6 protein-coding genes and 2 pseudogenes are annotated in these 11,523 nt (G+C 71.1%); 6 read left to right on the forward strand and 2 right to left on the reverse strand.

Annotated features, from left to right (window positions below; all coding sequences use genetic code 11):
- A pseudogene (locus tag D180_RS15915) lies at positions 1 to 204 on the reverse strand (type II toxin-antitoxin system RelE/ParE family toxin); the annotation flags it as partial.
- Positions 205 to 427: 223 nt separating this feature from the next.
- Positions 428 to 2,534: pseudogene (locus D180_RS15920) on the reverse strand (methyl-accepting chemotaxis protein).
- Between the two features lie 335 nt (positions 2,535 to 2,869).
- Here D180_RS15920 and D180_RS15925 point away from each other — a divergent pair.
- The 6 genes from D180_RS15925 to D180_RS15950 form a co-directional block, all read left to right on the forward strand.
- Positions 2,870 to 3,424 carry a YdeI/OmpD-associated family protein gene (locus D180_RS15925; protein ID WP_017913580.1) on the forward strand — a complete coding sequence of 185 codons (555 nt, stop codon included), beginning with the start codon at positions 2,870 to 2,872 and terminating at the stop codon, positions 3,422 to 3,424.
- Between the two features lie 88 nt (positions 3,425 to 3,512).
- The gene (locus tag D180_RS15930) at positions 3,513 to 4,862 is read left to right on the forward strand and encodes an MFS transporter (protein ID WP_017913581.1); all 1,350 of its coding nucleotides are present in this window, start codon (positions 3,513 to 3,515) and stop codon (positions 4,860 to 4,862) included.
- Between the two features lie 169 nt (positions 4,863 to 5,031).
- Positions 5,032 to 5,631, forward strand: a complete 600-nt coding sequence (gene folE, locus D180_RS15935) for a GTP cyclohydrolase I FolE (RefSeq protein ID WP_017909619.1) — start codon at positions 5,032 to 5,034, stop codon at positions 5,629 to 5,631.
- A 31-nt stretch (positions 5,632 to 5,662) separates the two neighbouring features.
- A complete protein-coding gene (locus D180_RS15940) occupies positions 5,663 to 7,132 on the forward strand; it encodes a DUF3375 domain-containing protein (protein ID WP_017913582.1) in 1,470 nt (489 codons plus the stop codon).
- Positions 7,119 to 7,808 carry a DUF4194 domain-containing protein gene (locus tag D180_RS15945; protein WP_017913583.1) on the forward strand — a complete coding sequence of 230 codons (690 nt, stop codon included), beginning with the start codon at positions 7,119 to 7,121 and terminating at the stop codon, positions 7,806 to 7,808. Before D180_RS15940 ends, D180_RS15945 begins: the two co-directional genes overlap by 14 nt.
- Positions 7,809 to 7,903: 95 nt before the next feature.
- Positions 7,904 to 11,523 (forward strand): SbcC/MukB-like Walker B domain-containing protein (locus D180_RS15950; RefSeq protein WP_017913584.1); only part of this gene is annotated, 3,620 nt, incomplete at its 3' end.

An 11,523-nucleotide genomic window follows, 5' to 3' on the forward strand; every position in this document is an offset into this window, starting at 1 on the left:
GTCGCTCTCGCCGAGGAAGTCCACGCGGATCCGGCTGCCGCCGGCCGCGCCCTGCGGCGTGGACATGGTGGGCTTGGCCGCATACAGCAGGGCGAGCGCCATCAGCACGTGCAGCAGCGCGCTCAGCAGCCAGGCGATCCAGCGCTGCCAGCGTTCGCTGCGGGTCTCGGCGGCGACGGGCGCGCGGTGCGACGCGCGGCTCATGCCGTCGCGGCGGCGTCGGGGAGGCCAGCCTTCATGCGGTTCCGGGGAGGGGGCGAACGTGGGAGGCCGACATCGTACCGCTTGCGCCGGCGCCGGCCATGGCAGCCGATGCAACGGCCGGCATCGGCCGACACCTGGCGTTCACGCGCTGGGCTGCCGGCCGATCACCGCCGCCGGCCGGCGGGACGAACCGAAGCGGCACGGCCGCCGCCGCGGCCGTCGATCAGACGTAGGCGCCGACCTTGAATACTTCCACCGCCTGGGTGAGCTGCGCCGACTGCTCCTCCAGCGAGCGCGCGGCGGTGCTGGCTTCTTCCACCAGCGCCACGTTCTGCTGGGTGGTCTCGTCCATGCGCGCGATGGTCTGGTTGACCTGGGCGATGCCGTTGGCCTGTTCGTGCGAGGCGGCAGAGATCTGGCCCATGAGGTCGGTGACGTGCTGCACGCTGGCCACCACCTGGTCCATGGTGGCGCCGGCCTGGTGCACCAGCGTGGCGCCGTGGGCGACGCGCTGCACCGAGTCGTCGATCAGGGTCTTGATCTCCTTGGCGGCGCCGGCCGAACGATGCGCGAGCGTGCCGACCTCCGCGGCCACCACCGCGAAGCCATTGCCCTGTTCGCCGGCGCGTGCGGCTTCCACCGCGGCGTTGAGCGCCAGGATGTTGGTCTGGAAGGCGATGCCGTCTCACCGCGATGATGTCGGCGATGCGCCTGGAGGCGGCCTGGATGCCATCCATGGTCTCCACCACCTGGCCCACCACGTCGCGGCCTTCGCTGGCCACACCGGCCGCGCCCAGCGCCAGCTGGTTGGCGCGCTGGGCATGTTCGGCGTTCTGCTTGACGGTGGAGGTCAGTTCCTCCATCGAGGCGGCGGTCTCTTCCAGGCTGGTCGCCTGCTGCTCGCTGCGCTTGGCCAGTTCCTGGTTGCCGCTGGCGATGTCCTCGGCGGCGAAGCCGATGCTGTTGGTGGTGCGCTGGATGTGCGCGACGATGTCGGTGAGGCGGTGCACGGTGCTGTTGGCATCGTCGCGCATGGCGGCGAACACACCATGGAAGTTGCCGCTCATGCGCACGGTGAGGTCGCCGTCGGCGATGCAGCGCAGCAGCGCGGAGAACTTGGCCAGGTTGGCGTCGGCGGTGGCCATCATGGTGTCGAGGTTCTCGACCATGGTGCGGAAGGCGTGCTCGAACTTCTCCGGCTGGCCGCGGTGGGCGAAGTTGCCCGCGCAGGCGGCCTCGGCCAGGGTCTGAATCTGCACGTTGATGGCATGCAGGTTCTGCTTGACCTGCTGCATCGCCGCGGTGATCGCGGCCTTCTCGCCGGGATAGTGGGCGATATCCTGGCTGAGGTCGCCGATGGCGTAGCGGCCCATCACCTCGGTGATGCGCAGCTGGGTCTGCACGTGCGCATCCACCAGGGCATTGGTGTCGGCGACCATGCGCCCGTATTCGCCGGGGAAGCGTTGCGCGTCCATGCGGTAGCTGATGGCGCCGGCGTCGTGGCGCGCAGCCATCTCGCGCTGTGCGGAAATCACCTCGTGCAGGCGCCGCTGCATCTGCTGCATGGCGCGCAGCAACTGCCCGGCCTCGTCGTGGGTGGTGGCGGTGTCCGGGCTGCTCAGGTCGCCGGCGCCGATGCGCTCGGCCAGGCCCAGCGCCTGCCGCAGCGGCCGCACCACGCGGCGGGTGAGCAACAGCGCGATCAGCGCGCCCAGCAGCAGCGCCAGCACGGTGCAGCCGATCATCAGCAGGGCGAAGCCGCGCGCGGTGGCCATCGCTTCCTTGGCGGCCTGGCGGTTCTTGGCTTCCTGCAGGTCGATGAAGGCGTTGATGCTGGCCAGCCAGTCGACGAAGGCCGGGCGCGCCTGCTGCAGCAGCAGCGCCTGCGCCTGCACGGTGTCGCCGGCATCGCGCAGCTGCCGGACCTGCGCGATCAGCGGCATGGTGCGCTGTTCGATGCCCTGGATGCGCTGCAGGATCGCTTTTTCCTGGGCGTCGCTGGAGGCGGCGAGCAGGGCGTCGAGCGGCTGGGCGGCGCGCGCGTAGTCCCCGGCCAGTTTGTCGATGGTCTGCTCGGTCGCCTGCCGGCCGGCCGGATCGTCCAGCAGCACCACGTCGCGCAGGGCGATGGCGCGGTCGTGCACGCTGCCGCGGAAGTTGATCGCGTAGCGCTGCTTGACGCTGTTGACTTCGTTGATGGCGGTCAGTCGCTGGTCGATGCTGTGCACGCGCTGGATGCCGACCACGGTGAGCAGGACCATCAGCACGATGATCGTGAGGAAGCCGAGCGCGAGGCGCTGGCCGATGCGCAGATTGGAAAGGGCGTGCATGGGATCGGGGGAATGGGGGAAGGAAGAGGGATCGACGGTGGGTGACGGCGGACGGGCAGGCAGGTTGCCTGCGCCCGCGTGACGCGCGCATAGCGCGGGTCCCCGGGCCGGCGCATGGATAGCGGCGACGCCCGGTCGAACTGAAGGGATGGGGCCTGAGCGTGCGCCGCGCAGTGCGGGGAACGTGACGTTGTGCCGGTCTCCAGTGGCGGTGGCCGCCAGGCAGGTCAGGCAGGGCGCAGTGCCCGGTGAGCGACAAGACCAGGAGCGCGTCGCGCCGCCGCCGCGCGCAGGTGCAGCATGGCACCGCGCGCGGCCGGTGCTAAGGTCCGCGCATGACCGGCGCCGCCGACCCGATCCGCTTCCAGGCGACATTGCTGCGTCCAGCCACGCCGCCGGACGCGTCCTGGTGTTTCCTGCTGCTGCCTGCGGCGGCCAGCGCCGCGCTGCCCACGCGTGGCCTGGTCAGCGTGGAGGGCCGGTTCGCCGGGCACCCGTTTCAGGCCACGCTGCAGCCCGATGGGCGAGGTGGCCATTGGCTGCAGGTCGAGGAGGCGTTGCGGGCGGCCGCGGCGGTCGAGGTCGGCACCACGGTGACCCTGGAGATCGCGCCGGTGGCGGTGGAGCCGGAACCGGCGGTACCCGACGATCTGGCGCGCGCGCTGGCTGCGCATCCGCCCGCGCGCGCGGCCTGGGACACGCTGACCGCGGTGGCGCGGCGCGACTGGATCTTCTGGATCGGCTCGGGCAAGCAGGTGCAGACGCGGGTCAAGCGCATCGCCAGCACCTGCGACATGCTCGCCGCGGGCAAGCGCCGGGTCTGCTGCTTCGATCGCTCGGGCATGTACAGCAAGGCCTTCGCCGCGCCGCAGGCGCAGTGCGCTGGATGACGCGCACGCCCGGCGTGGCCGCCGTCGCGACAGGATCCTCGCAAGTGCCTGCCTATACTCCGTGACGTCCATCCATGAGGCCCATCGCATGAGTGCATCCACCTCTTCGTCCGCCGCCGCCGCACCGGGCAGCCTGCGCCGCTCGGTGTCCAACACGCTCAAGGGCTCGGCCGGCAACCTGGTGGAGTGGTACGACGTCTACGTCTATTCGGTGTTCGCCACCTACTTCGAGTCGCAGTTCTTCTCCAAGGAGGACAAGAACGCCACGCTGTACGTGTGGGCGATCTTCGCGGTGACCTTCCTGATGCGCCCGATCGGCGCCTGGTACTTCGGCCGCTTCGCCGACCGCTATGGCCGCCGCCTGGCGCTGACGGTGTCGGTGTCGGTGATGGCCGCCTGTTCGTTCCTGATCGCGGTGACGCCCACCGTGGCCAGCATCGGCGGCGCCGCGGCGGTGGTGCTGCTGCTGGCGCGCCTGCTGCAGGGCTTCGCTACCGGCGGCGAGTACGGCACCAGCGCCACCTATATGTCCGAGGCGGCAATCCCGGGGCGGCGCGGCTTCCTGTCCTCGTTCCACTACGTCACCCTGGTCGGCGGCCATGTGCTGGCGCAGGCGGTGCTGTTCGGCATGCTGCACTTCTTCGACAAGGGCCAGATTTCCGAATGGGGCTGGCGCGTGGCCTTCGGCCTGGGCGGCATCGGCGCGTTGGTGGTGTTCTGGCTGCGGCGCACGATGGACGAGTCGCTGACCTCCGAATCCATCGCCGCGGCCAAGCAGGGCAAGGACAGGTCCTCCGGCTCGCTGCGCGAACTGTTCGTGCACCAGTGGCGCCCGCTGCTGCTGTGCTTCCTGATCACCGCCGGCGGCACCGTGGCGTTCTACACCTACTCGGTGACCGGGCCGAAGATGATCCAGACCGCCTTCGCCGGCGACGACGTGATGGCCGGCACCATCATCAACCTGGCCGCGCTGATCGTGCTGATGCTGATGCAGCCGGTGGGCGGCTGGCTGTCGGACATCATCGGGCGCAAGACCCTGCTGGTGTTCTTCGGCATCGGCGGCGTGCTCTACACCTGGTTCCTGGTGCTGGAGCTGCCCAGGCAGAGCGACTGGCTGAGCGCGTTCGCGATCCTCACCATCGGCTTCGTCATCCTCACCGGCTACACCTCGATCAACGCGGTGGTGAAGGCCGAGCTGTTCCCCACCCACATCCGCGCGCTGGGCGTGGGCCTGGGCTATGCGCTGGCCAATTCGGCCTTCGGCGGCACTGCGCCGCTGCTGTACCAGGCCTCGCTGAAGACCGGCCACGTCACTACCTTCGTCTGGTACGCCACGGCGGTGATCGCGGTGTCGCTGGTGGTGTACATGTTCTTCCTGACCAACAAGGGGTCCAACTGGCTCGACCACGAGGGCGAGATGCACGCGCGCCGGCGCTGACCGGCGCGGCGCCGGCCCGGGCGATGCGCGTGCCGCCCGGGCGCGGAGCATGCGGACGCTGAACGGCGCACCCGGTATCGGCCGGGTCGCCCCGCCGCGCGGAGGCCGCGCATGCGGCGGCTGCCAGGCGACTCGGGTACCATGCAGCCCCCTTACGGGCGTTCCCCCCATGGCCGATTCCGACAACAGCTCCACTCCCCCGGTGACCCAGGCGCAGGCCGAAGACGCAGTGCGCACCCTGCTGCGCTGGGCCGGCGAGGACCCCACCCGCGAGGGCCTGCTGGACACCCCGCGGCGCGTGGCCGAGGCCTATGGCGACTGGTTCAGCGGCTATCGCGCAGACCCTCGCGAGTACCTGCTGCGCACCTTCGAGGAAGTGGCCGGCTACGACGAGCTGATCGTGCTGCGCGACATCGAGTACGAAAGCCACTGCGAACACCACATGGCGCCGATCATCGGCAAGGTCCACGTCGGCTACCTGCCGCGCGGCAAGGTGGTGGGCATCAGCAAGCTGGCGCGCGTGGTCGAGGCCTATGCGCGGCGCTTCCAGGTGCAGGAGAAGATGACCGCGCAGATCGCCCAGTGCATCCAGGACGTGCTGCAGCCGCTGGGCGTGGGCGTGGTGGTGGAAGGCGCGCACGAGTGCATGACCACCCGCGGCATCCACAAGCGCGGCGTCAGCATGGTCACCTCGAAGATGCTCGGCACCTTCCGCGAGGACGCGCGCACCCGCGCCGAGTTCCTGCGCTTCATCGAGCGCGTGCGCTGAGTCTGCGGATGCGGTGGCGGTCGGTTCCTGCATGAAGCCGCATGTCCGGATCGCAGGCTATCGCCAGTTGCGCGAACAGCCGTTGTGGAAGCTGCTCGCCGCCGATCATGCCCCCGAGCTGATCGGCCTGCTGCAGACCCTGCTCGGCGACGCCCAGCGGCGGCTGCCGGCCGACGTGCTGCACGAGCGCCTGCAGCGCCAGCTCGATGCGCTGAAGGACGACGAGCTCTCGCGCGAACTGCCGCGCACCGCGCAGGCCTACGTGGCGCACTGGCTGGCGCAGGGCTGGCTGGAGCGGCGCCTGCCCGAAGGCGATGCGCAGGAAGAATACGAACTGTCGCGGCAGGCGGCGCAGGCCATCCGCTTCATCGCCGGCGTGCGCGACAGCGCCAGCGTGGCCACCGAGAGCCGGCTGTCGCTGGTGATCCAGCAGCTGGTGCAACTGGCCGGGCAGACCGAGACCGATCCGGACGCGCGCCTGGCCGCGCTGCGCGCCGAGCGCGAGCGCCTGGATGCGGAAATCGAGCGCGTGGCCGCCGGCAAGCTGGCCGCGCTGGACGGCAAGCGCGCGCTGGAACGCACCCGCGACATCATCCGCCTGTCCGACGACCTGACCGAGGATTTCCGCCGCGTCCGCGACGATTTCGAGCGGCTCAACCGCGAGTTCCGCGAGCGCATCATCGACGACGAGGGCGCACGCGGCGACGTGCTGGAGAAGCTGTTCGCCGGCATCGACGTGATCGGCGAGAGCGAGGCCGGGCGCAGTTTCCAGGCGTTCTGGAGCCTGCTCAACGATGCCGAGCAGAGCGTGCAGCTGGATGCGGCGCTGGAGGCGCTGCTGGCGCGCGGCTTCGCCCGCCGCCTGGATCGCCACGAACGCGCCTTCCTGCGTGGGCTCACCGGCACCCTGCTCGAACGCGGCGGCCAGGTGCACGAGGTGATGCAGCATTTCGCGCGCAGCCTGCGCGGCTTCGTGCAGAGCCGCGGCTACCTGGAGCAGCGCCGGCTCAACCAGTTGCTGAAGCAGGCGCAGGGCGAGGCGCTGCAGTTGCGCGACCAGCTGCATGCCACCGCGGCCACCGGCTACGTGCTGCCGCTGAGCAGCGCGCGGCTGCGCTCGCTGTCGCAGTGGCGCCTGCACGACCCGCGCAGCCAGCAGGTGGACGGGCGGGTGCAGGCGGCCGAGGCAGCGACGATCTCGCTGGACAGTGTCGGCGACCTGGTGGCGCAATCGGAGATCGACCTGCGCGGCCTGCGCAACGACCTGCACGACCTGCTCGGCCGGCAGCCGCAACTGAGCATCGGCCAGGCGCTGCGGCAGCGCCCGGCGGCGCAGGGCCTGGGCAGCGTGATCGGCTACCTGGCGCTGGGCACCCGCCACGGCGTGGTCGTCGACGGCGAATGGGAAGCGGTGCAATGGGAAGGCGGCGACGGCCAGGTCCGGCGCGCGCGCATCCCGCTGGTGTGGTTCACCAAGGAAAAACGCAATGAGCTGGTCTGACGAATTCCACGGCCACGACGCCGATCCCGGCGATGCCGCCGCGACCGCCGCCACGTCCGCTGCGGCCGATGCCGGCACCGCGTTGTTCGCTGGCGACAGCGGCAGCCTGCCGCTGGAGGCGCGGCGCGCGCTGTGCCAGTTGCTGTCCGGCCCCAGCGTCGACGCCTACCGGCATGGCCCGCTGTGGCCGGCGCTGCTGCGCCACGAGGCGGCGATCCGCCGCGTGCTGAGCGAGCTGTTCCTGGAACTGGTGCTGGACCGCGATGGCGGTGTGGCGTTCGCGCGCCAGGCCGATACCGGCGAGCTGGAGACCCCGGCGTTGCTGCGCACCGCGCCACTGACCTTCATCGAGTCGGTGCTGCTGCTGTTCCTGCGCCAGCAACTGGCCGAGGCCGACACCCGTGGCGAGCGCGCGGTGGTCGACGAGGCGCAGCTGCTGGAAGTGCTGTCGGTGTACGAGAAGAACGTGTCCACCGACCGCGCCGGCTTCGCCCGGCGGGTGCTGGCGGCGATCGCCAAGATGCGCGACAACCACCTGCTGTCCAAGCTGCGCGGCAGCGAGGATCGCTACGAAGTCTCGCCCGCGCTGAAGCTGCTGTTCTCGGCCGAGGACGTGCAGGCGCTGTCGGCGGCCTATCGCGGCCTGCGCGACGGCGTGGCCGAGGCGGCGCCGTGACCGGCCTGCGCCCGTACGTCGCGCACGCCTAGCGCCGGTCTTGCCCCGAGCGCCGGCCGCCGTGGCGGCCGTCCCCGTTTTCCGATGAGTTCCCGATGACGTCCCTGTCCGAATCGTCCACCGTCCCCGTCGCCCCGTCCCTGTTCGCCGAGACCCTGGCCGAGCAGCGCGCGCAGCAGTACCGCATGCGCCGCCTGCAGGTGCACAACTGGGGCACCTTCAACGGCCTGACCGACGTGCCGATCGCCGAGAAGGGCTTCCTGTTCGTGGGCCGCTCCGGTTCGGGCAAGTCGACCCTGCTCGATGCGATGTCGGCGCTGCTGACGCCGCCGAACATCGTCGATTTCAACGCCGCCGCGCGCGAGGCCGAGCGCAGCGGCCGCGACCGCAGCCTGGTGTCCTACGTGCGCGGCGCCTGGGCCGACCAGCAGGACAGCGCCTCCGGCGAGATCGCCACCCAGTACCTGCGCAAGGGCGCGACCTGGTCTGCGCTGGCGCTGGAGTACCGCAACGCGCAGGGTCAGGCGGTGAGCCTGGTGCGGCTGTTCTGGATCGCCGGCAGCGGCACCGCCGCGGCCGACGTGCGCAAGCACTACATGGTGGTGCCGCGCGGCTTCGACGTGGCCGCCGAGCTGGACGGCTTCGACCTGGACCTGCGCCGGCTCAAGCTGCGCCTGGGCGAGGACGTGCACCACTTCGACAGCTTCGCCGGCTACGCCGAGCGCTTCCGCCACCTGCTCGGCATCGGCAACGAGATGGCGCTGCGGCTGCTGCACAAGACCCAGTCGGCGAAGAACCTGGGCGACCTCAACGCGTTCCTGCGCAGCTTCATGCTCGACGAGCCGCGCACCTTCGAGGCCGCCGACCGCCTGGTCGAGGACTTCGCCGAACTCGACGGCGCCCACCACGCGGTGGTGACCGCGCGGCGCCAGGTGGAAACCCTGACCCCGGCGCGCGACTACCACGCCGAACTGCTGGCGCTGCGCCACAGCGTCGGAGAGCTGCGCGAACTGCAGCTGGGCATCGACGGCTACCGCGAGCAGCGCCGCCTGGCCCTGCTCGATGCACGCCTGCAGGAACTGGACACCCAGGATCGCGGCCTGGCCGGCGAGGAAGGGCAGCGCCGCGAAGCGCTGGACAACCACGAGCAGACCCTGGCCGAGCTGGAGACGCAGCAGCGCGCGCAGGGCGGCGAACAGGTCGAGGCGCTGGAGCGCGAACGCGGCCGCGTCGAGCGCGAGCGCGACGAGCGCATGCGCCGCCGCAGCCAGGTCGAACAGGCCTGCCGCCAACTCGGCATGGGCCTGGCCGGCAGCGCCAGCGGTTTCGCCGAGCAGGTGGCGCAGGCGCGCGCGTTGCGCGACGGCGTCGCCGGCGAGGCCAGCAGCCTGGACGAGGCGATCGCCGAGCGCATGGCCGAGCGCCGCGAGGACGAACGCCGCTTCGCGGTCATCCGCACCGAGATCGAGGCGCTGCTGAAGGCGCCCTCGAGCATTCCTGCGCCGATGCAGGCGCTGCGCGCGCGGCTGTGCGCCGAGACCGGCCTGTCCGAAGCCGCCCTGCCGTTCGTCGGCGAGCTGGTGCAGGTGGAGGCCGACCAGGCCGCCTGGCGCGGCGCGATCGAGCGCGTGCTGCACGGCTTCGCGCAGTCGCTGCTGGTCGACGAACGCCACTACGCCAGCGTCGCCGACTGGGTCAACAAGACCCAGCTCGGCACCCGCCTGGTGTACTTCCGGGTGCGCCACAACGCGCCGCTGCAGCAGCGCGAGCCCGACGCGAAGTCGCTGCTGCGCAAGCTGGAACTGCGCGACCATGCCTATGCGCCGTGGCTGCGCCAGGAACTGGCGCGGCGTTTCGACTACACCTGCGTCGATACCGTGGCGCAATTGCGCGATGCCGAGCGTGCGATCACCCGCGAGGGCCAGGTCAAGCATCCGGGCGATCGCTACGAGAAGGACGACCGCCACGCGGTCGGCGACCGCAAACGCTGGCTGCTCGGCTACGACAACCGCGACAAGCTCAAGGTCTTCGAGCGCGAGGGGCAGACCCTGGCGCAGCGCATCGCCGCCTGCGACGCCGACGTCGCCGCCCTGCGCAAGCAGCGCGAACAGGACCAGGGCCGGCAACTGGCCGCGCACACCCTGGCCGAGCGCGAGTGGGACGAGATCGACGTGGCGCCCAAGCTGCAGCGCCTGAGCGACATCGCCGAGCAACTGCTGCAACTGCGCGAGGGCGACACCGCGCTGCGCGCGCTGGGCGAGCAGATCGCCACCGTCCGCGCGCGCCGCGACCAGGCGCGCCGCACCTACGAGGACGTGCGCCTGGAGCGCGCGCAGGTGAGCCGCGAGCGCGCGCGCCTGGAAGCGCAGCGCGAGACCTGCGCCGCGCGCGTGGCCACCGCGGTGATCGGCCCGGCGCAGGTCGCAGGGCTGGACGCGCGCCTGGCCGCGCTGCCGCCGCTGAGCCTGGACAACCTGGAAGCGCATCTGCGCAGCGTCGAGCGCGGGCTCGGCGAACAGCTGGCGCAGAGCCAGGCGCAGGACGCGCGGCTGAGCCAGCAGGTGCTGGATTGTTTCCGCCGCTACTGCCAGCAGTGGCCGGAGGACAGTGGCGACTTCACCGTCAGCCTGGCCAGCGCCGACGATTTCCTGGCGCGCCTGCAGCGCCTGGAGAGCGACGGCCTGCCGCGCCACGAAGGGCGCTTCTTCGACCTGCTGCAGACCCAGAGCAAGAACAACCTGCTGGCCCTGCAGCGCTACACCGCCGAAGCGCACAAGGCGATCAAGCAGCGCATGGACGAGGTCAACGCCAGCCTGGAGCAGGTGCCGTTCAACCGCGGCACCCTGCTGACCATCGAAGTCAGCGACCGGCGCCTGCTCGAGGTGCAGGAGTTCCAGCAGCAGTTGCGCGCCGTGCTCGGCCATCAGCAGACCGAGGATCGTGCCCTGGCCGAGGCGCAGTTCGCCATGCTGCGCGGCCTGGTGCAGCGGCTCGGTGCGCAGGAGCCGGAGCTGCGGCGCTGGCGCGAGCAGGTGCTGGACGTGCGCCAACACGTGGAGTTCGTCGGCGTGGAACTGGACGCGGACAGCCGTGCGCAGGTGGAGATCTACCGCAGCGGCGCCGGCAAGTCCGGCGGCCAGCGCCAGAAGCTGGCCACCACCTGCCTGGCCGCGGCGCTGCGCTACCAGCTCGGCGGCGAGGACGGCGAACTGCCGCGCTACGCCGCGGTGGTGCTGGACGAGGCCTTCGACAAGGCCGACAACGAGTTCACCGCGCTGGCGATGAACATCTTCGAGAACTTCGGTTTCCAGATGGTGGTGGCCACGCCGCTGAAGTCGGTGATGACGCTGGAGCCGTTCATCGGCGGCGCCTGCTTCGTCGAGATCAGCGGCCGCCACAACTCCGGCGTGCTGCTGATCGAATACGACGAGCAGGCGCACCGGTTGAAGCTGCCCGAGCGCAGCCGCAACGAGGCGACGACGCCTGCGGTGGAATCCCGCGCGGCGATGGATCAGGCTGGCGCCGATCTGCCACCGCCGGCCGCGGACGCAGCGGCCACCATCGCCGAGCCCGGCGCAGCGACTGTGGCAGACACCGTTGCCACGCCAGCGCGTGCCTCCGCCAAGGCGCGCGATGGCCGCGGCAATGGCGCCAAGTCGACCCCGCGCAAGGCGTCGCCAGCGGCGCCGGGCAAACGCGCCGGCACGCGTGCCGC

Source organism: Xanthomonas sp. SHU 166 (genome assembly GCF_000364685.1).
Lineage (GTDB): Bacteria > Pseudomonadota > Gammaproteobacteria > Xanthomonadales > Xanthomonadaceae > Xanthomonas_A > Xanthomonas_A sontii.

Excerpts from the sequence above, each read along its gene's own strand:
- D180_RS15925 (WP_017913580.1), top strand. The coding sequence starts at position 2,870 with ATGACCGGCGCCGCCGACCCGATCCGCTTCCAGGCGACATTGCTGCGT.
- D180_RS15930 (WP_017913581.1), top strand. The coding sequence starts at position 3,513 with ATGAGTGCATCCACCTCTTCGTCCGCCGCCGCCGCACCGGGCAGCCTG.
- folE (WP_017909619.1), top strand. The coding sequence starts at position 5,032 with ATGGCCGATTCCGACAACAGCTCCACTCCCCCGGTGACCCAGGCGCAG.
- D180_RS15940 (WP_017913582.1), top strand. The coding sequence starts at position 5,663 with ATGAAGCCGCATGTCCGGATCGCAGGCTATCGCCAGTTGCGCGAACAG.
- D180_RS15945 (WP_017913583.1), top strand. The coding sequence starts at position 7,119 with ATGAGCTGGTCTGACGAATTCCACGGCCACGACGCCGATCCCGGCGAT.